The 20,425-nt window shown below is 67.0% G+C and carries 19 protein-coding genes and 2 pseudogenes; 12 read left to right on the forward strand and 9 right to left on the reverse strand.

Features of this window, described 5'->3' with window-relative positions:
* The 6 genes and pseudogenes from VKI00_RS19700 to VKI00_RS19725 all read left to right on the forward strand — a co-directional run.
* Positions 1–786, forward strand: a 786-nt coding sequence (locus VKI00_RS19700; RefSeq protein WP_324440364.1) for a site-specific integrase, incomplete at its 5' end; no start/stop codon positions are given.
* The gene (locus tag VKI00_RS19705; RefSeq protein WP_324440366.1) at positions 783–1,247 is read left to right on the forward strand and encodes an integrase; all 465 of its coding nucleotides are present in this window, start codon (positions 783–785) and stop codon (positions 1,245–1,247) included. The genes VKI00_RS19700 and VKI00_RS19705, both read left to right, overlap by 4 nt.
* A gap of 66 nt (positions 1,248–1,313) precedes the next feature.
* Positions 1,314–2,402 (forward strand): annotated as a pseudogene (locus VKI00_RS19710) (IS110 family transposase); the annotation flags it as partial.
* Between the two features lie 137 nt (positions 2,403–2,539).
* A protein-coding gene (locus VKI00_RS19715; RefSeq protein WP_414687241.1) for an IS3 family transposase occupies positions 2,540–3,960 on the forward strand; the annotation gives its coding sequence in 2 pieces (ribosomal slippage) (positions 2,540–2,888 and positions 2,888–3,960; 1,422 coding nt in all).
* Between the two features lie 492 nt (positions 3,961–4,452).
* Positions 4,453–5,061: a helix-turn-helix domain-containing protein gene (locus tag VKI00_RS19720; RefSeq protein ID WP_324440368.1), complete on the forward strand. Its 609-nt coding sequence runs from the start codon at positions 4,453–4,455 to the stop codon at positions 5,059–5,061.
* 91 nt (positions 5,062–5,152) lie between these two features.
* On the forward strand, positions 5,153–6,403 hold the full coding sequence (locus VKI00_RS19725) for a cytochrome P450 (RefSeq protein ID WP_324440370.1): 1,251 nt from the start codon (positions 5,153–5,155) through the stop codon (positions 6,401–6,403).
* Positions 6,404–6,551: 148 nt separating this feature from the next.
* On the opposite strand, the pseudogene VKI00_RS19730 reads toward VKI00_RS19725, so the two are convergent.
* Positions 6,552–6,721: pseudogene (locus VKI00_RS19730) on the reverse strand (IS3 family transposase); the annotation flags it as partial.
* A gap of 367 nt (positions 6,722–7,088) precedes the next feature.
* Between VKI00_RS19730 and VKI00_RS19735 the strand changes: the two are divergent.
* The 6 genes from VKI00_RS19735 (at position 7,089) to VKI00_RS19760 (ending at position 12,155) form a co-directional block, all read left to right on the forward strand.
* Positions 7,089–7,988, forward strand: coding sequence for a DMT family transporter (locus VKI00_RS19735; RefSeq protein ID WP_324440372.1), 900 nt, complete (start codon positions 7,089–7,091; stop codon positions 7,986–7,988).
* 139 nt (positions 7,989–8,127) lie between these two features.
* Positions 8,128–9,078 (forward strand): metal ABC transporter solute-binding protein, Zn/Mn family, encoded by a 951-nt coding sequence (locus VKI00_RS19740; RefSeq protein WP_324440374.1) that lies wholly within the window; start codon positions 8,128–8,130, stop codon positions 9,076–9,078.
* The gene (locus VKI00_RS19745; protein WP_324440376.1) at positions 9,079–9,966 is read left to right on the forward strand and encodes a metal ABC transporter ATP-binding protein; all 888 of its coding nucleotides are present in this window, start codon (positions 9,079–9,081) and stop codon (positions 9,964–9,966) included.
* Positions 9,963–10,877: a metal ABC transporter permease gene (locus VKI00_RS19750; RefSeq protein WP_324440378.1), complete on the forward strand. Its 915-nt coding sequence runs from the start codon at positions 9,963–9,965 to the stop codon at positions 10,875–10,877. The genes VKI00_RS19745 and VKI00_RS19750 overlap by 4 nt, the downstream gene beginning before the upstream one ends.
* Positions 10,874–11,785: a metal ABC transporter permease gene (locus VKI00_RS19755; protein WP_324440380.1), complete on the forward strand. Its 912-nt coding sequence runs from the start codon at positions 10,874–10,876 to the stop codon at positions 11,783–11,785. Before VKI00_RS19750 ends, VKI00_RS19755 begins: the two co-directional genes overlap by 4 nt.
* Positions 11,739–12,155: a transcriptional repressor gene (locus VKI00_RS19760; protein ID WP_324440382.1), complete on the forward strand. Its 417-nt coding sequence runs from the start codon at positions 11,739–11,741 to the stop codon at positions 12,153–12,155. Before VKI00_RS19755 ends, VKI00_RS19760 begins: the two co-directional genes overlap by 47 nt.
* A gap of 27 nt (positions 12,156–12,182) precedes the next feature.
* Here the strand turns inward: VKI00_RS19760 and VKI00_RS19765 are convergent, their stop codons facing one another.
* From VKI00_RS19765 to VKI00_RS19800, 8 genes are all read right to left on the reverse strand, one after another.
* On the reverse strand, positions 12,183–12,881 hold the full coding sequence (locus VKI00_RS19765; RefSeq protein ID WP_324440384.1) for a TIGR03943 family putative permease subunit: 699 nt from the start codon (positions 12,879–12,881) through the stop codon (positions 12,183–12,185).
* On the reverse strand, positions 12,878–13,837 hold the full coding sequence (locus tag VKI00_RS19770; protein WP_324440396.1) for a permease: 960 nt from the start codon (positions 13,835–13,837) through the stop codon (positions 12,878–12,880). Before VKI00_RS19770 ends, VKI00_RS19765 begins: the two co-directional genes overlap by 4 nt.
* Positions 13,838–14,114: 277 nt before the next feature.
* Positions 14,115–15,764, reverse strand: coding sequence for a GAF domain-containing sensor histidine kinase (locus tag VKI00_RS19775; RefSeq protein ID WP_324440398.1), 1,650 nt, complete (start codon positions 15,762–15,764; stop codon positions 14,115–14,117).
* A gap of 423 nt (positions 15,765–16,187) precedes the next feature.
* Positions 16,188–16,916 (reverse strand): GAF and ANTAR domain-containing protein, encoded by a 729-nt coding sequence (locus tag VKI00_RS19780; protein WP_324440386.1) that lies wholly within the window; start codon positions 16,914–16,916, stop codon positions 16,188–16,190.
* A gap of 46 nt (positions 16,917–16,962) precedes the next feature.
* Positions 16,963–17,676 carry a GAF and ANTAR domain-containing protein gene (locus VKI00_RS19785; RefSeq protein WP_324440388.1) on the reverse strand — a complete coding sequence of 238 codons (714 nt, stop codon included), beginning with the start codon at positions 17,674–17,676 and terminating at the stop codon, positions 16,963–16,965.
* Positions 17,677–17,990: 314 nt separating this feature from the next.
* On the reverse strand, positions 17,991–18,662 hold the full coding sequence (locus VKI00_RS19790; RefSeq protein WP_324440390.1) for a DUF998 domain-containing protein: 672 nt from the start codon (positions 18,660–18,662) through the stop codon (positions 17,991–17,993).
* Positions 18,655–19,491 carry a class I SAM-dependent methyltransferase gene (locus VKI00_RS19795; RefSeq protein WP_324440392.1) on the reverse strand — a complete coding sequence of 279 codons (837 nt, stop codon included), beginning with the start codon at positions 19,489–19,491 and terminating at the stop codon, positions 18,655–18,657. Before VKI00_RS19795 ends, VKI00_RS19790 begins: the two co-directional genes overlap by 8 nt.
* A 5-nt stretch (positions 19,492–19,496) precedes the next feature.
* Positions 19,497–20,138, reverse strand: coding sequence for a TetR/AcrR family transcriptional regulator (locus VKI00_RS19800; RefSeq protein ID WP_324440394.1), 642 nt, complete (start codon positions 20,136–20,138; stop codon positions 19,497–19,499).
* Between the last annotated feature and the right edge of the window lie 287 nt (positions 20,139–20,425).

Genomic DNA, 20,425 nt, shown 5'->3' on the forward strand with positions numbered 1-20,425 from the left:
GAACGACTGCCGGTGCTGCCGACCCTGGTCGCCTGGGTGGCGGCCGAACGAGCCCGCACCGCCGAGCTGCTCGCCGCCGCCGAGCAGACCCGACCCGGCGAATTGTTCACCGCCGCCGGGACAACCCTGCGCCGGGCGGTACTGAAGACCCAGACCACCGGCCGTGCCTGGGCCGAGAACCCCGACACCGGAGCCCGGCGCGACCTCAGCTTCGAAGAACACCGTGGGTTCTGGACCTGGGCCGCGGTAGAGGTGTTGCGACACACCGGAATCCGCATTGAGGAACTGACCGAACTGACGCACCACAGCCTCATCCAATACCGGCTGCCGAGCACCGGGGAACTCATCCCGCTGCTGCAGATCGTCCCGTCCAAGACCGACGCCGAACGGCTGCTGGTCATCTCACCCGAACTCGCCGACGTGCTGTCGACCATCGTCGCCCGCGTCCGCGGCGATCGGCCCGACGTCCCGCTGGTGGTGTCCTACGACAAAAACGAACGCGTCTACAACCCACCCATGCCGCTGCTGTTCCAATGGCGGCGCCGACTCGACAACCGCGCCGTCAGCGAGACCGTGCTACGCACCTACCTCGACCACGCGCTCACCGAGATCGGCGTCAAAGACGTCGCCGGCCAACCGATGCGCTACACCTTCCACGACTTTCGACGGCTGTTCATCACCGACGCGATCGTGCACGGAATGCCGCCGCACATCGCCCAACTCGTCGCCGGACACCGCGACATCAACACCACCATGGGATTAAGGCCGTCTACCCCGAAGAGGTGATCAACGGCCACCGGGCGTTCATCGCGCGGCGGCGCTCGCTGCGCCCCAGCGAGGAATACCGCACCCCCACCGACGCCGAATGGGCCGAGTTTGTCGGGCACTTCGAACGCCGCAAGGTCGCCGTCGGCGACTGCGGACGCTCCTACGACACCCCCTGCATCCACGAACACAGCTGCCTACGCTGCCCGCTGCTGCGCCCGGATCCGGCCGCCCGCGCACGGCTGGAAGAGATCCGCGGCAACCTCATCGCCCGCATCGCCGAGGCCGAATCCCACCGCTGGTACGGCGAGGCCGAGGGCCTCAAGGTCAGCCTCGCCGGCGCGAACGCCAAACTCGCCCAGATAGACCAGATCAGCGCCACCCGCACCAAGACCGTCCAACTCGGCATCCCCAGCTTCACCGACACCGCCGGCCGCACCACCAGCGACCCGACCCGCCTGCCCACCGCAAGCCAGCTATGATCCCAATAATCACCGAACGACCAGGTCAACCCATAGAATTCAAGATCAATTTCTTAGTTCGGAGAAGACAAACTCGACGCTGTCTGGCTGGCCAAGCTGACCGAGAAAGGGCTGCTGCGGCCGTCGTTCGTGCCGCCGGCACCGATCCGGCAGCTGCGTGACTACACCCGGCTGCGACTCGATCTGACCCGGGACCGTTCTCGTTACTGGCAGCGGCTGGAGAAACTGCTCGAAGATGCCTTGATCAAGGTGTCGTCGGTGGCCTCGACGCTGGACACACTGTCCACGCGCGACATGATCGAGGCCCTCATCGCCGGCGAACGCGACCCGCGCCGACTAGCCGCGCTGGCACGCGGGAAGATGAAGGCCAAACGCTCGGAGCTGATCACCGCGCTCGACGGCCGCTTCGATGATCATCACGCCGAGTTGGCGCGGATGCTGCTGGGCCAGATCGATGCGCTTTCCACCCAGATCGACACCCTGACCGCGCGCATCGAGGAGTTGATCGCCGAGCTGCCCGACGCGGCTGGGGCCATCGATCACAGCGACCCCGGCACGGGCCCGGGTGCGGGCATCGATGCCGATCCTGACACCGGCGGCGGCGATCTTGACGCCGGCGACGGCAATGCGACCCGGGTCGATCCCGCCACAGTGCCCCACTGCGCGCCAAGCGTCATCGAGCGACTCGATGAGATCCCGGGCATCGGCCAACGCGCCGCGCAGACGATCATCGCCGAAATCGGCCTCGACATAGCCCGTTTCCCCACACCCGAGCACCTGGTCTCCTGGGCGAAACTGTGCCCACGCACCATCCAGTCAGGTCCCATCAGCCGCGGCGGCAAGGCCGGCAAAGGCAACCCCTATCTGAAAGGCGCGCTCGGCGAGGCCGCCGCCGCAGCCGCCAAAACCAACACCTTCCTCGGCGAACGCTACCGGCGCATCGTCAAACGCCGCGGCAAACTCAAGGCCTTGGTCGCGGTCGCCCGCTCCATCCTCAGGATCATCTGGCAGCTGCTGACCGATCCCACCGCCCGATTCCACGACCTCGGTGCCGACTACCACGCCACCCGGATCAACACCGAACGCAGAACACGCAACTACGTCACGCAACTAATGGCGATGGGCTACCGCGTCACCCTCGAACCCGCCGCCTGATCCAAATCTGCATCCACACAACACCACCCGGCTCGGCAAAGCCCCGCCGGGTGCCTTCGGCCTGCCCACTCACCTTGGGTTTTTCCGGTCAGGTGAGCGCGTTGCTTCGAGCGCCCGGGGTCGTAGACCCTGGGCGGGTGGACGACGCTGGAACGGAACGTCCCGATCCCGAGGTGCCCGAGAGGGCGAAGCGGCGGACGTTCACGGCCAAGTACAAGTTGGAGATCTTGGCCGAGTACGACGCCGCGCCGGAGGGCGCGAAGGGGGCGTTGTTGCGCCGCGAGGGCTTGTACTCCAGCCATATCGTGGAGTGGCGCAAGGCGCGTGATGCGGGCGCGCTGGCCGGGTTGGCGGCGCCGCGCGGCCGCAAGCGCCGTGACCCGCAGGCCGAGAAGATTGCCCGCCTTGAGGCTGAGAAGCGCCAGTTGGAGCAGGAGCTGGCCAAGGCCCGCTTCGTGGTGGATGTGCAGGCAAAACTGCACGCGCTCTTGGGGACGCTCTCCGAGAGCGCGGATACCGAGCCGAGGTCGACGCCATGACCGACCAGGCCGTCGCCGAACTCGCCGGGTGCATCGGCGTGCGGGATGCGTGCGTCGCCGTAGGCGCGTCGCAGGCCGGCTACTACCGGCGGCACCGCGTCAGCCCGGCACCTGAGCGGCCGGCGCCGATCCCGCACCGCGAACGGCCGCAACCGCGTGCCCTGAGCGCCCAGGAGCAGCAGGCGATCCTCGACGTGCTGCACAGCGACCGGTTCGTCGACATGTCCCAGGCCGAGGTGTGGGCCACGCTACTCGACGAAGGTGTCTACCTCGGCTCGCAGTCGACCTTCTATCGGCTGCTGCGCCAAGCGGGCGAGGTGCGTGAGCGTCGCGCCCAAGCCACCCATCCCGCGAAGGTGAAACCCCAACTCGTCGCCAACGCCCCAAATCAGGTGTGGTCGTGGGACATAACGAAGCTGCTCGGCCCAGCGAAATGGACCTACTACTACCTCTACGTGATCTTGGACATCTATTCCCGCTATGTCGTCGGCTGGATGGTCGCCAGCCGTGAATCCGCCGCGCTGGCCGAGGTGCTGATCTGCCAGACCTGCGCCAAGCAGGCAATTGGCCTTCACCAGTTGACCATCCACGCTGACCGCGGCTCATCGATGACCTCTAAACCGGTGGCATTCCTGCTCGCCGATCTCGGCATCACCCAGTCGCATTCGCGACCGCACGTCTCCAACGACAACCCGTTCAGCGAGGCGCAGTTCAAGACGCTGAAGTACCGGCCCGACTTCCCCGGCCGGTTCACCTCGATCGAGGCGGCGCGCGTGCACTGCCAACACTTCTTCCCTTGGTACAACGATCAACATCGCCACACCGGGCTGGCACTTCACACGCCCGCCGACATTCACTACGGCACCGCCGAAATCACCCGCGAGAAGCGGGCCAGCGTGCTCGATGCCGCGTACGCCGCCCACCCGGAACGCTTCGTCCGAAAGCCACCGCGGCCACCCACGCTCCCAACCGAAACATGGATCAACCGGCCCGACAACACCGAGGAGGCTGCTCAGTAAATTCTGCTGACCGGTGCCTCAAACAGGTTGACAGATTCCGCGGATGCGCCCGCCTCAATGTCCTCGCACCCGACGATCGGTTGTCCCTACCACTCCCAATCTATCTGTGTGCTAGGTGTTTTCGTGTCAATCTGTCTGCGACCAACGGGCCCTTCTAGCTCTCATTCGGTTCCCGATTCGCATACCAGCCAACACAATTGTTGCAACCCAACCAAATGCCGAAACTCGACTGAAGCAACCCGGCTTCTATGCACACATCTTACGTGTGATCGGCGTGTAGTCCGACCTGGTGATGAGCGTAATACTCGGCTTTGGCTTCTGTCGGTGGGCGATGTTGGAGCCGACGTATCAGCCTGCTCGTGTTGTACCAGTGCCGATTGACGGGATCAGCCAGGCCAGCATCGTCGTCGATAAGGCGCAGTTCGAATCAACCTGATCCCCGAGGGCCACATTTGCAGTTGATGCAAGTTGCAGTTTATGCAATTGTGTGGTGTGGCTGACGACAAGCAACTGGACGGCAGGGAGCGCAACAAGCGAGCGACCCGGCGCGCGCTGCGCGCCGCCACCTTGGAGCTGGCGCTTGAGCGGGGCCTCGATGCGGTGCCGATTGAGGAGATCGCGCAGCGGGCCGGGGTGTCGACGCGCACGTTCTTCAACTACTTCGACACCAAAGACGACGCCGCCCTGCTTGAGCTGTTCCTCATCTCGGATGAGGAGCTGTCGGCGTTCGCGACCACGACTGGTGGCGCCGGCGCATGGAGGGATCTGAGCCGGCTGTTCGTCGCCGACGTGCACCGGGCCGAACAGGCTGACGGCCAGGATCTTTCGCGCTACCTGCAGCTGCATGCGCGGCACCCGGTGCTGGCTGCACGTCAGATGGCTCAGTTCGCTATGTTTCTGGGCCGGCTGACCGACGCGATCGCCGCCCGACTCGGTGCGACTCCGAAAACCCGATTGCGGGCCGAGGTGATGGCCGGATCGTGCATTACTGCTGTGCGTGTCGGATTGGACCAGTGGACCGCCCACGACAGGCGCACACCGGTGGCCAGCCATGTCGCCGCTGCGTTCGCCGAGTTCGCGGGCGCGTTCGGCGACGGGTGACCGCGCCGCGATAGGGAGCCGCCGTTGCCAGCGCATCGCATCAGAAACCAACACGTTGCCGCCAAACCAACTTCGCCAACGAAAGGTCACCATGCTTTTCCGAACTGCCAGGACGGGATCGGCGTGCGGGGACGATTTATCCGCCGTCGATGTCACCAGTCCCGCCTTCAAAGCCGATCCCTTCCCGTTTTACGCCCGGTTGCGCACCGAGGCCCCCGTACTTCCGGTGACCGCGCCCCGCATAGGGCGTGCCTGTTTGGTCACCCGCTACGACGATGTGGCCGATGTGCTCAAAGACGCACGGCTGGCGAAGAACCCGAAGGAGGCGATGACACCGGAACAGCTGAAAAAGGCACGCACCCTGCCCAAGAGGCTGTCCGCACTGCAGACCGGTCTGCTCAGCACCGACGGCGCCGATCATGATCGGCTGCGTGCACTGGTGCGGCACGCCTTCACCGCCCGGCGCGTCGAGCAGATGCGCGACCAAGCCCAGGTGCTGGCCGATGAGCTGCTAGACGCCGCCGTGCGCCGCGGCGGCATGGACGTGATCGCCGACTACGCCCTGCCGCTCCCGCTTGTGCTGATCGGACGTATCATCGGCGTCCCGGAGACGGACAACCCGAAATTCTCGGCGTGGTCCACGGCGCTGATCTCCGCTCCGCAACGCCGCAATCCCCTGACCGCGATGCCCGCGATCCTAATGTTCCTGCGCTACCTGCGCACACTGATCACCGAACGCACCCAACGACCGGCCGACGACCTCATCTCCGCGCTGGCCGCCGCCCGGGAAGGAGACGACCGGCTGACCGACGATGAGATCCTGGCCATGTGCGTGCTGCTGCTCACCGCCGGCCACGAAACCACCCGCAACCTCATCGCCAGCGGCACCCTGGCGCTGCTCCAGCACCCCGAACAGCTCACCCGGCTCCGCGACGACCCCGCCCTGATCTACCCCGGCATCGAGGAGCTGCTGCGCTTCGTCGTCCCCGCCGAAATGGCCACCGAACGCTACGCCCGCAACGACATCGAGATCGCCGGGACCACCATTCCATGCGGCTCGCTGGTGCTGGCCGTCCTGGCCTCGGCCAACCGCGATCCCGCCTACTTCGAGAAACCCGACACCCTCGACATCGGCCGCACCCCCAACCGGCACCTGTCCTTCGGCCAGGGCATGCACTACTGCCTCGGCGCCCCGCTGGCCCGGCTGGAGGGCCAGATCGCCATCACCACCCTGCTACGGCGCGCCCCCACTCTTCGCCTCGCCGTCTCACCCGAACAGCTGCGATGGCGCGGCGGCATCATCCTGCGCGGCCTCAACGCACTACCAGTCAGCCTCTCGTGACGCGCGCCCAGCCAGCGCGGGCCATTCCGTGTCTCGTTTCAATTCGTCTCACATGATCGTTCTCGTCGGTGGGGCCCGCCGCTTAGGTGTGATGGGTGTGCTGTCCGACCTGGAGATGGGTGTAGTACTCGGCTTCTGCTTCTGCCGGTGGGCGGCGTGCAAGCCGGTGCATCAGCCTGCTCGCGGCCTTGAGGATCTCGATCGTGGCCTCCAGCTCGCGGTTCTTGCGCCGCAGCTCCCGCAACTCGCGGGCAGTCTGACTCGACACCCCGCCGCCTGCCCCGCGTCGACCTCGGCCTGACGCACCCACTTACGCAAGGCGAACCATCCCGGGTTTCATGCGCACCCTCTGTTGGTTTCATGCGATCGACGCCGACGTGACAGTGGCGGGGGGTGGCGGCCGCGCCGGTTCGCCTGACAGCCGCCGTGCGGCATCTGGCCGCCGAACCCGCACGTTTCAGCCAGTTTTTTCTGTGCACGGCAGGCCGCACGAACTCGCGAAGCCGCTTGTCCGGCATGACCGCCGGCGAGGTTCGCAAGCAGGCGGCTGGTTTGATGAACCACACCGCCGCGCGACGCGGCCCCGGTAGCTATCGTCGAGAGGGCATCCGTCCCGAGCTCGCAATTCAAACATTTGCCGCCGTGCGGTGGACTGCACGTCCTTCTTGGCTGCGAGGAGGTGGACATGGCCAGGCAAGACATCGCGGCGCTGCTCACCCTTGGTGCGGCCCTGTTGATCGCCGTCGGCGACGTCATCCAGCAGCGATCCGCCCATGACGTGACCGACCAACCGGTCGGCGCCTTCGCACTGTTCACCCGGCTGCTGCGCAATCGCCGGTGGTGGGCGGGCAGCCTCGTGGCCGCGGCCGGGTTCGGCCTGCAGGCCGCAGCGCTGGGGCTGGGCTCGGTGCTGCTCGTGCAGGCTCTGTTGGTGAGCTCGTTGCTGTTCGCGTTGCCGATCAACGCGAAGGTGTGCCATCGCCGGATCACCCGCTGGCAATGGATCTGGGCCGTGCTGCTGGCGGGTGCGGTTGCGGTGATCGTCACGGTCGGTAACCCGCAAGCCGGGCAAGCTCGGGGGTCGCTGGAGGCGTGGGCCGTCGTGGCCGCCGTGATGGGTCCGGCGCTGCTGCTGTGTCTAGCCGGCGCCCGGATTGTCTCGGGGGCCGCGAGAGCCGTGTTGCTGGCGCTGGTGTCCGGGTCGTTGTGGGGCTTGTTCGCGGTGTTGACCAAGGGTGTCGTCGACCAACTCGGCCTAGGCATCTGGGCACTGCTGCGCGCGCCGGAACTGTACGTCTGGGTGGTGGTTGCGATCGCCGCGACAGCCTGGGAACAGTCGGCCTTCCGGGCCGGCGCGCTGACCGCCTCGTTGCCCACGGTGACCATCGCGGAGCCCGTCGTCGGGTCGGTGCTCGGCGTCGCCGTGCTGGGCGAGACGCTGAACACCAACGATGTCGGCTGGGTCGTCCTCGGTGTGGCGATCGCCGTGATGGTGGTGGCGACGGCGCAGCTGGCCCGCAGCGAAGCCGCCGCGGCCGCCCAGCCGGGGGACAGCCCCCAGCGGCCGGCTCGCGCGTCGGCGTGATGGCCTGTTGACGACCATCGCGATCAACCCGCCGCCGCCAGTGATGGTCCATCCCCCCGCTGACGGGTTTGCGTTCCCCGCGGGGGGTGCTACATTTCCTCCGATAATGAGAACCATTTTCATTAGTGGGAGGACTCCGGTGAGCGCTGGGCGACGGTGCGGGGCAGTGGTGGCGGCGGTCTGCGCTGCCGTGGTGGTAATCGGCGCGGCCGGTTGCAGTAGCAATGCGCCGAAGTCGTCGTCGGGTAGTTCGGGCGGCTCGGCGCCGGCGTCGAAGCTTGCGGTCATCGCCACGATCAATGCATGGGGCAGCATCGCCTCGCAGTTGGGCGGCGAGAAGGTCCAGGAGACCAGCATCATCACCAATCCCGACACCGACCCGCACAGCTACGAACCGTCGGCGGCCGATGCGCGGACGATGGCCGGTGCGGCGGTGGTGGTGGAGAACGGCATCGGTTACGACGCGTGGGCGGACAAAATGCTGGCATCGAACCCGAATCCGCAACGGACGGTGCTCAATGTCGGCGACCTCGTCGGGGTGGGCGAGGGGGGCAATCCGCATCAGTGGTACTCCCCGGATTCGGTGGCCAAGGTGATCGACGCGATCACCGCCGACTACAAGAAGGCCGACCCCAACGACGCCGCCTACTTCGATCAACAGCATCAGCAGTTCCTGGACCAGGGCCTGTCGCAATATCACGCGTTGATCGCCGACATCAAGGCGAAGTACGCCGGGACGCCGGTGGGCGCCAGTGAATCGATCTTCGCCCCGCTCTCGGATGCGTTGGGGCTCAACCTGATCACGCCGCCGGAGTTCTTGAAGGATATCAGCGAGGGCACCGACCCGTCGCCGGCCGACAAGGCCACCATCGATCAGCAGATCGCGACCAAGGCGATTAAGGTCTACGTGTTCAACAGCCAAAACAGCACGCCCGATGTGCAGGCCCAGGTGGACGCGGCCCGCAAACAAGGAATTCCGGTGGCCACGGTGACCGAGACCCTCGCACCGGCCAACGCGACGTTTCAGGACTGGCAGGCGACGCAGCTGTCCGGGCTGGAAGGTGCCCTGCACACCGCCACGGGAAAGTAGGTGACCGCGACGACTACCGGAAGCCGCGCCGCTGAGTTGACGGCCGACGGTGGGCCCGCCGGGCGCCCGGCCATCCGGATGCGCAACGCCGCCGCCGTGGTGGGCGGGCGCACGGTGTGGTCGGGGGTGTCGGTCGACGTCGGTGCCGGCGAGTTCGTTGCAGTCCTGGGACCCAACGGTTCGGGAAAATCGACGCTGCTCAAGGTGCTGTTGGGTCTGACACCGTTCACCGGAACGGTTGAGGTGCTCGGTGAGCGCGCGGGCCGCAGCAACAGACGCATCGGGTACGTGCCGCAGCGACGCGCGTTCGGCACGGACCTGCGCATCCGCGGGATCGATGTGGTGGCGCTGGGGTTGGACGGCGCCCGGTGGGGAACGCCGGTTCCCGGGCTGCGGCGCCTGGTTGCGCCGCGTCGATACCGTGAGCGGCGCCGGCGTCTCGACGAGGTGATCGACCTGGTCGGTGCCGCCGAGTACGCGCGCCGCCCGATTGGCCGCTGCTCGGGCGGGGAACAGCAGCGGCTGCTGATCGCGCAGGCCCTGGCCCGCCGGCCTGAGCTGTTGCTGCTCGACGAGCCGCTGGAAAGCCTCGACGTGGCCAGCCAAGCCTCAATCAGCGCGCTAGTGAACGACATCTGCCGGCGCGAAGGGGTCACGGTGATGATGGTGGCCCACGACGTGAACCCGATCCTGGCGCACCTGGACCGCGTCATCTATCTTGCCAACGGGACCGCGGTGAGCGGCACTCCCGAGCAGGTGATCACCGCCGAGCAGCTCAGCTCGCTGTATGGCATTCCCGTCGAGGTGCTGCGTGACCAGTCCGGGCGGCTGTTCGTGGTGGGGCAGCCCGACGTGCCGGCCCACCACCACATCGGGGAACACCGGTGAACCCGGCGCCCAGCTGGAACCTCATCACCGATGTCCAGCAGATGCTGGCCTACCCGTTCATGGTCCATGCGGTGCGTGCGGGCGGCATCGTCGCCGTGCTCGCCGGTGTCGTCGGATGGATGATGGTGCTGCGCCGGGAAAGCTTCGCCGGGCACACCCTGGCCGTCGTCGGATTCCCCGGCGCCGCCGCTGCGGCGTGGCTGGGCGTGGCGACCGGTTACGGCTATTTCGTCGGCTGCGTCGCCGCGGCGGCGGCCATCGCGACGTTGTCGCCACCGGCACCCGCCGGCGGCCGGGGCGGATTCGCCGAAAATTCCGCAACGATCGGCACCATCCAAGCTGTCGCACTTGCCACCGGCCTGCTGTTCGTGAGCCTGTATCACGGCTTCCTGTCGGGGCTGACGAATCTGCTCTTCGGCACCATCGCCGGGGTGAGCAGTTCGCAGGTGGAGCTGCTGCTCGTCGCGGCTGTCGTGTGTTTGGCCACGCTGGCCGCCATCGGGCGGCCGCTGCTGTGGACATCGATAGACCCGGATACCGCTGCCGCCCAAGGCATTCCGACACGGTTCGTGGCGGTGGTGTTCCTGCTGGTGCTCGGTATGGCCGCCGCGGGTGCCAGCCAGGTCACCGGCAGCCTGCTGGTGTTCGCGCTGCTGGTGTGCCCGGGCGCCGCCGCCCAGCAGCTGACGTCGCGGCCCGGCCCGGGTATTGCGCTTTCGGTGCTGATCGCGCTGGCCGTGACCTGGGTGGGGATGGGGTGCGCGTTTTTCACGCCGTATCCGATCGGGTTCTGGGTGGCCACCCTCGCTTACGGGACATATGTACTGGCGTCCGCCTATCGGGCCGGAGTCGACCGCGCGAGCCTGCGCGCCCGTCCGTGGCACGCCGTTGATCGTGCGGCGGCGACATGACCCAGGCCGCCCTGCAGTACCGCGCGATCGGGCCGACGACCGCATTGGGCGACATGCTCCACCACCCGTTCATCACCCATGCCCTGCTCGCCGGCAGCGCGGTTGCAGCGCTGTGCGGGCTGGTCGGATACTTCCTCGTGCTGCGCGGGCAGGTGTTCGCCGGTGACGCGCTGGGCCACGTCGCCTACACGGGCGCCATGGGCGCACTCGCCGCCGGTTTGGATCCCCGCGCCGGGTTGTTCGGCGCCACCATAATCGCCGGCCTGGCGCTGGGCGCCGGCAGCAGCCGCGGCGCCGACGATGTCGCCATCGGCTCGTTCTTCACGTGGATGCTCGGCTTGGGTGTGCTGTTTTTGACCTACTACACCACCCACGGCAGCGGCCGCAACGGCACCGCGAACGTCAACGTGTTGTTCGGCAGCATCTTCGGCATCAGCGACAAGGCCACCGTGATCGCCGTCTCGGTCGCTGCCGGTGTCGGCGTCGTGCTGATCGTGATGGCCCGACCGCTGCTGTTCGCCACCGTCGACCCCGCTGTCGCGCAAGCCGCCGGCGTGCCGGCTCGATGGCTCGGAGCGGTGTTTCTCGCTGTGGTCGGTGCCACCGTCGCCGAAGCCACCCAGATCGTCGGCGCCCTGATCGTGCTCGGGCTGCTCGCGGCGCCGGCAGCCGCTGCAGCGCGGCTCACCGCCCAACCATGGCTGGCATTTTGGCTGTCCGCGGTGTTGGCCACCGCCGCGATCTGGGTGGGCGTCACCTTGGCCTATCTCATCCCCGCAGCACCGGCCAGCTTCACGATCATGATCACCGCGGCCGCAATCTACCTGCTCGCCGCGATCGTCGGTGGAAAGGAGCGCAGCGATGCCCGCGCCACCGGCACCGAGGCGGCCGCGTCGACCAACCGTTAAACAACAAGCTGTGGTCAAGGCGCTGCGTCGTAGCGACCGCTTCCGCAGTGCCCAACAACTCCACCATGAGCTTGGCGAACACCGGCCGGTCCGCGTCGGGCTGACCACGGTCTACCGCATCCTGCACACCCTCGCCGAGAAACACATCGCGGAAGCCCAGCGCGGCGAAGACGGCGAGATCCTCTACCGGCTTCGCACCACGGCGGCCCACCGACACTACCTGCTGTGCCGCCGCTGCGGTGACGCCGTGGCTTTCAGCCCTGGCGCCTTGGAACACCACACCGCCGAGCTGGCCCGACAACACTGCTACACCGACGTCACTCATCACATCGACCTCTACGGAACCTGTCCCCGATGCGGCGACCCATAAGTGCCGCGCCGCGGGGCACGCAGCGCTTCACGAGGTGTAGTAGGCGTAGGTGTTCGCGGGCGGGTCGATGGGCGTCAGGCCGGACACCTGCAACGTCGGCACCGACGCGCGCCTCACGGTCCCCTCGACACTGACCCAACTGTTGTCGGCCAGCGGGGCCGTTTCCGTCGGGTCTGCGAGCCGGATGCGGGCCAGCTGGGCATCGGCTGCACAGCAGATGACGACCACCCGCGCCAAATATGTTGCACCGCTGTCGTTGAGGACGAAACCCGTGACCGTGATAAGCCGATTGTCGAGGGTGCCCGCGGTGTCTCTAGCCACCCGTTCCAGCACGTTGGGCAACGACACGACCGGGGCCCGTTGGGCCGGCAGCGGTGGAAATGGCCGGCGCAGCACATCGGTGGACACCGCCACCACCGTCGGGGTCGCCGCGCCTGCGCCGAGGGCGGGCGGGACCACGAAGATCAGCACCACGATGGGCACGGCCAGAAGCCAGACAATCGCCGATCGATGCTTGTGCCCGTGGTCGCGGTGGTGCTCGTGATCGCCACGCCGGGCGTCACCGACGATCATGGTGAGCCCGAAGGCGATCAGCAGGACCGCCGCGGCGAGCAGCCATGGCAGCAGCGACGGTTTGACGTACCGGGTGAACGCGCCGGTGACGGTGACCATTCCGGTGCTGAGCCCGACCAGCAGCAGCGCCGCGTTCTCGGTGTCGCGGCTCACCGAAGGCCGCCGAGCATCAGCACACCGACCACAGTGGCGGTGAGTGTGGCGATCGTGAACGCCGCCGGGGCGAACCGTGCCGCGAACGCGCGGCCGAACACACCGGCATGCATGGCAATCAATTTCACGTCCACTGCCGGCCCGACCACCAAGAACACCAATCGTGGCAGCAGCGGCAACATCGTCAAACTCGATGCGACGAACGCGTCCGCTTGCGAACACAGCGCCAAAACCACGGCCAGCAACGCCATGGCCACGACGCCGATAACAAGTTGGCCGCCAAGATCCTCGAACACCCACGCCGGGACCAGGACGTGCAAAAACGCCGCCGCAGCCGCGCCAAGCACCAGATACGCCGCCGCCCGCAAGAAATCGTGCCGCGCCGCCTCCCGGAACAACGCCCACCGCGACGTCCCACCACGGTGGGGTGCGGGCAGCCGACGCGTGATCCACTCGGGGCGGCCCCACTTCGACCATCCGGCACCGATGAGCAAGGCGGTCAACAGCGACGCCGCACAGCGTGCGGCGACCATTTTCGGTTGCCCGGGAAACGCGACGGCGGTGGCCACGAGCACCACCGGGTTGACAGCCGGGGCGGCGAGCATGAACGTCAGCGCGGCCGCGCCCAGACGACCCTCACCGAAGATGCGCCGCGCCACCGGCACCGATCCGCACTCACATCCCGGCAACGCGGCCCCGACCACGGCCGCGGCCAGAATCGCCGCCCCGGTCCGGCGGGGCAGCCAGCGCGCCAGCCGCTCAGCCGGCACGAACGCCGCGATCAGTCCGCTGACCACAACACCAAGAACAAGAAAAGGCACCGCCTGGATGAAGACGCCGCAGAACACCGTGCCGGCCGTCGCCAGGTCCCGATGACCGGTGACCAAGCTGTGCAGCGCACCGCCGGACACGGCGAACCCGGCCAAGCCCACGACCAGAATCGGCAGGGAGCCCATCCGCCACCGCACCGGCGCGAAACCAACGGCCACCGGCCCATCGTGCCAGCAGCCGCACCCGTCAACCGCGTCCCGCACCGTGTGTCGCGCTGCGGATTTCATGTGTATGCGGCTTCGGGCAGTGTTCGTGCACATCGGGATGCGGCGGGTGCTCGCCGCCGGGCGAAATGTTCTTGCGGCGAACACGATGCGCCGACCTCATAGCGCGTGGTGAACACTTCCGTTAATTGTGGAAGGGGGCCAGAGGCAGGACGATCGGGCTCCGCGACCCGGCGGTCTACAGGCTGAGCAGCGGAGCCGTCCAGTGGACCCGTGTGCCGCCTGCGGGGGGCGAGCTGATGTGGCAATCTCCGCCGGCCTGCTGGGCGCGCCGCTGCAGGTTAGCCAGCCCGCTGCGGCGCTGGTTGTCGGCGGGGATGCCGTGACCGTTATCGACGATGTCAATGCTGACATCGTCCATGATGGTGACCTCGACGGTGAGGCTGGTCGCCCCGGAGTGGCGCAGCGTGTTGCTGATCGCCTCGATGACGACGGCTGCGCCATGATCGGCCAGATCACCGCCGACGACCGTCATTGGCCCTGACATGTGCACGGTGGTGGCGATATCGCGGTTGTTGGTGAGGTCGGCGACCGCGTTTTGGACGCGCTGCCGAAAGCCGCCGCTAGGTCCAGCCGGGGTCTGCAGCTTGAAGATGGTGGTGCGGATGTCGTTGATAGTGTTCTGCAGGTCGTCGACCGTGCCGCTCAACCTCTCGGTGATCTCGGATGAGCGGGAACGGGCGATGGTGCCCTGCAGGTCCATGCCGGCGGCGAACAACTTCTGGATGACGTGGTCGTGCAGGTCGTGGGCGATGCGCTCGCGGTCAGCCAGGATCGTCAGCTCACCCGCCTGCTCGCGGCTTGCGGCCAGGGTGAGCGCGATCGCCGCGTGGTGGGCGAAGTCGCTCATCGGTTGCAGATAACCGGAATCGAACGGCGGCTGTCCGGCGTTGCGGGCGACGGCCAGAACGCCCACGACCGCGTCTTGTGCGCACAGGGGCATCAGGAGGGCCGGGCGTTCACCGATGTCGGTGAACGCCGGGATCGGGTACCGGAACCTGTCGGTGATCACCGGCACACCGGACCGGAAGACCCCCCCGGTGGTGGATCCGCTGACCGGCACCCGCTGACCGATCACCTCCTCGGCATGCAGACCCACCGCCGTGGAGACCACGAGGGTGTCGATATCGTCACCGGCCACGTCGGCGTCGGCCGGAACAAGGACGATGGCCTGCTCGGCGCCGGTCAGTTCGCGGGCGCGATCAACGATCACGTGCAGCGGCCGGATGTGGGGGTCGACGCCCGACAGCAGCGCGGTGGTGATCTCCCGGCTGGCCTCCATCCATGTCGCCGACGCCCGCACTTGCTGGAACAGTCGGGCGTTGTCGATGGCAAACGCCGCCGCACCCGCCAACGCACGGCTGGCGATCTCATCGGATTCGGTAAACCGGTGCCCGGGCCGGTCGTCGGTCACGTAGAGGCTGCCGAAAACATTGCCGCGCAGGGTGATCGGCACACCGAGGAAGGCACCCATCTTGGGGTGATGCTCGGGGAACCCGACCGCCGCGGGATGTTGGCTCAGGTCGTCGAGGCGCACCGACTCGGTCTGGTTGAGCAGCAGACCGAGAACACCTTTGCCGGCGGGCAGGTGGCCGATCCGTCGCACCGTTTCGGCGTTCATACCGGCATGCAGGAAGGAACTCAAGGTGCTGTCGCGGCCACGAACGCCCAGCGCGCCGTAGCGCGCCCCGGTCAACGTCATCGCCGCCGCCACAATGCGATGCAGCGTCGCGTCCAGATCCAGGTCGCGACCGATCTCAACCACCACGGCCAGCAGCTGCTCCATCTGGTCGCGGGCGGCCAACAGCTCGTCGAGCTGCTCATGCATCCGCCCGACCGGTCCGCGTCGACCCGACCCAGCAAGACCCGACGTTATTCCATCGCTACCCATGCGCCCAGACCCCTTCCCGATGCGACGAATAGGGGGTGGCTCCGTGCGTTGTTGCCCGCCGGTCGGATCGCCCGTCGCCGCGGTGCGCTCGCGTGGTCGACTGGCCCACAACCATTCGCCGATGTCGTGGATACTCCGGGGTGGACGCCGGCGGCCGCCGAGGTCGCTCAATCATGCGATCCCTGCCCGGGTTTGCGCGGCGAACCCAGCAGATGTCCGCGCTACGATTTCCGCGGCCGCGACGCACACCTGGAGGGGCACCGCTCGGAACTCCTCCCGCGCGATCATTCGATGTTGGTCGCCGGGGTTCTAGAGCAACAGCAAGAAGTCTAGCCGAATTCCAAGAGGCCGGTAAGGTGGTTAATATCGCCGCCGCTCGGGGGCAGTAACACCTGCACTCTCGATGACGGCACGGGCGGCGTCGCTGAGGTGCTGGTTGGTGTTTCGGGCCCGCGTGCGCAACTCGATGAATGCCTGGTCCATGTCGAGCCCGGCCCTTTCGGACAACACGCCTTTGGCCTGCTCGATGATGATGCGGCTGTTGAGCGCGGTCTGCAGTTGGGCGTTGACCAGTGCCCCATGCAGCATCACACGCTGGTGCAGGATCCCGATCGTCGCGACGTCGGCCAGTGCCTGGGCCACCAACAAGTCCGACTCCGACATCATGCGCGGTTGGGTACGAAACAGGTTCATCGCACCGATCCGCTCGGTGCGCAGCCGCAGTGGAATGGCGAAGGCAGCCCGGAAGCCATCGCTGTCCGCGCGGGCGGCGAACTCGGGCCAACGGGCGGTGTCGGCTCGCAAGTCCCCGACAAGAACCTGTTGACCGCTGCGGTAGGCCTGCAGACACGGCCCGGCGTTCGACTGGATCTGCAGCAGTTCCAGCAGTCGCGTCTGCTCGCTCGTGGAGGCCAGCACCTGAAGCCCGCCACGCAGGTCATCGAGCAGCAACCCGGCCGCGTCTGCCTCCAGCAGCGCCACACAATCCTCGACCAGTTGCTGGGCGAACTCGACTACGTCGTAGTCGTCGACCAGCGTGTCCGCCAATGCCACGAAGGCTTGCACCAGCGGGCCTTCACGACCTTGCATCATGGTCTCCTTGTTCTCCTAATCGTTGTACGCCCGGGCGATGCGGTCAACGCCGGTCCACGTCGTCGGGATCGAATCGCACCCGCCGCGCAACCACGTCGCGGGCCACATCCATGAGCACCCGGCCCTGGCTGAACGCGTACGCCTGAAGGCGCAGATAGGCCATATCGGGGGGAACCGCGAGCTGGGCGACGATCATGCCGGTGGCCTGATGAATTTCTCGTGACGACGACAACGGAGCCCACCACGCGTCCAGGTCGTTCGCGTCCACACCGGCCGGCACGGCCGGCGGCGCGTGGGACAACAACACCATGGTGATGATGTCGGCCACCGCCAACATCGCCGCCACCTCATCGCCCCGCGCCGATGTCGGCAAGACACGGTACAGGTCGAGCACACCCACTCCGATCGCCCCGATCTGCAGCGGAAACGCGAACATCGCGCCCCGCCCGTGCTCACCCACAGCCGCGCCAAACCCTGGCCACCGCGCCAGCTGCGCGGACAAATTCTCGACCAACACCGGGCCCCCGCGCCTCACCGCCTCGATCGCGGGACCCTCACCCGCCGTCGCCTGCCCGGCCTCTATCCGCGCCGCGACATCGTCGCTGGCAGACAACAGATCCCACACCGTCGAACCGACCGTGATCACTATCGCCGCGCGATCCACCGACAAGGACTCCACGCAGAGCGCGCACAACTGGTGCGGCCCGAGGGCCCCGTCCGGGTAAGCAACCAGTGCGGCCAGAAACCGGGCACGCACCGACCTCGCCGTGATTCCTCCTGAAAAGAGTTGCGTTGCGCGGACGGCTCGCTTTACCGCGCAGCCCACAACGTAGGGCTGACGGGGGCCCGGCTCTAGAGTCGTGAGGCCCTGTGCTGGGGGACATCGGACCCGCTGTGGTCCTGGCGTGCGCACCGGTGCCGGCGCCTACGACCAGGGTCGAGCGCCGGCTTGCCGGTCGCCCGAACGTCGGTGCGCGCGGCGCGCAGGGCCGTCGTTCCGCATCCGCCTTCCAGGGAATCATCGCGGGCCGGGCCGCCATTGATGATGTGGACCAATCGCAGCCGGATAACTTATCGGCGGATCAGGTGTAGTGCCAGCGCGGTGATCCATGCCAGTCCGGCGATCAGGGTGAGGCGTTGTAGCAGTCCGCCGATGCACACAAACGTCGGATTCTGCGCGAACCCCAGGCCCGCGAGAACAAAGCCGGTCAAAAACGCCACTGCGGTCCCGATTGAATAGCAGGCCCACCATTTGCGGCCTGATCGGGCGAACCGGTAGCCGACCACGCAGCAGGCGGCAGGCAGTCCCAGGAACACCAGGGCCGAGAACGCCTGATGAAGGACACCGTGAATGGTGCGGGCGGCGCCGACAGGCACCGCGGGTGTTCCTGGCGGATAGCCGCTAAACGGGTCGGCGGTGAACACGCCGGCACCGATCAGGCCGATCGCGATCAGGCCGACCAGCACCGCTGCCCAGATCCCACCGTTATGACGTCGCAGCGCCGGCCGGAGCCCCACGGCGAACGCGAGCAGCAGCACCCCGGTAACGAGGAAGTTGGCAACCTGTACCCAGCCGAACGGCCCGATCGCTAACGAGCTCACCGGGTGTCGCAGCGGGTTGTAGCCAGCAGGGCGAATTGCCGGGACGGCACCCTCGATCAGGAACACAACGACAAACAGCGGCGCACCGATCGCCCCGCACCACAGCAGCGCCCGGTGGTAACTCATGTGGTCGCTAAGCATCGGCGTCCGTGAAGTGGTAGCGCAGGCCTCGGCCGAGTCGCCGTAGCGGGGTGATGCGGAACAGGACCCGCATGAATTGCCAGTACAGCCACGGGTAGTGCCGCCTGATATCGGCTGGATCGGCGAACCACCATTCGCGGTCGAACACTAGGCCGGGGACTGCTTTTTCCAGTTCGTGCGGGTCGTCGATGCTCCAGTCAAGTTGGGCCCCAGAGGCTTTCACTGGCCCGTAGCGCTGCGTGAGCCACACCCCTGCCCGGCTGTAGCCGTCGAAGACCAGTTCACCGCTGGGGAAGTGTTCGGTGATGCGTCGCAGCATCGCCACGCCGTCGGCGGCGCGCAGATATGGCGTCAACCCCTCGGCGACGACCAGAACCGGCTTGTCGCCGGGAATCCCGTCGAGCAGCCCCGGATCGGTAACCGAGGTGGCGATGGTGTGCACGCCCGCGCGCTGCGGAAAGAGCATTCCCCGCAATTCGATAACGTCGGGCAGGTCGATGTCATACCAGCCGACGGTCGGCGGCGGGTTGACCCGGTAGACCCGGGCGTCCAGTCCGCAGCCCAGATGCAGGACGACGCAGTCGGGGTGGGCGTCGAGGAATCGCTTCACCCACCCGTCGTAGCCCTTCGCCCGTACCGCGACCGATTTTTGATCACGGCGGCGCATCCGCAGCCTGCTGGAGTCATAACCGAGGTGCTGCAGCGCCCTATCGGCCTCCCGATCGGCAAGAATCGAATCCGGCTGGCGACTATCCAGGGCTTTGCCGTACAGCGTGACCAGCGCGGTTTGCTGCGCTCCCGTAAGAGTGGCCTTTTGCAGATCCACCATGGTCATCACTCCTGTCTCGTGGGCGTCTGGTAGCGGGCCAGGCCGGTACGCGCCAAGGCCAGCAGATCCGAACCGACGAACTCCGGTGCCATGATGTCCACCAGGGCCGCGCTGACCCGTGACAACAACTCCGGAGTTAATGCCTCGGCACCCAACGCCCGGACCAGATGGTCATGAAGTACCCACATGCCTAGCCACATCGAAATGAGCACCGCCGCCTGGGCACGCGGGTCTGCCCGTGACGCACCCTGCTGCGGTGGGTGGCTTGCCAGATAGTCCTCGGTCAGCGCGACGACATTGTCGAACAGCGTCGCGGCCGCCGTCGATCCATCAACCAGAGCGCGCCCCAGGTAACGCAGCACGAGCGGAGCGCTCTGGTAGACGGTGCCGAGGAAGTCGGGATTGGCCAGCCCCCGTTCGTCAATGGCCTCGGTGATCCCTTCCCGCAGGTATTCGAGCACGGAGGCGTCGCACGCTTCGCGAAGGCCCTGCTTGGTACCGAAATGATGCGACACCAGCCCGGGGGTCACCCCCGCCTCCGCAGCAACTACCCGGATCGTCGTGGCTTTTGCACCCTGCTCGGCAAAGCACCGCATCGCCGCGTCCCTGATCCGGGCGCGCGCTGTCAAGTCACCGATTGGCCGCACAACCAATATCTTAAACAACTGACCAGTCTGCTGGCCAACTGTTTAGTCCCATCATCGTGGCAAGCGACACACCCCAAACGCGGTCGATCGATAACTGGCACACTTCTGCTCTTGCAGCCGCTGTTTGACAGAGAAGCCAAGAGGCGGCTTTCGCGAGGTCTACCAGCAGAAGGCCGGTTTTGTCGGGATATCAGCCGGCTCTCGAGGTTTCACTGTCCCCTGAGCGTGGTACCCGACCCCAGGTTGGGCCCGTCATGTGGGTCGTGACTGAGACAAACCGAATGGGA

This window comes from Mycobacterium sp., assembly GCF_035314665.1.
Lineage (GTDB): Bacteria > Actinomycetota > Actinomycetes > Mycobacteriales > Mycobacteriaceae > Mycobacterium.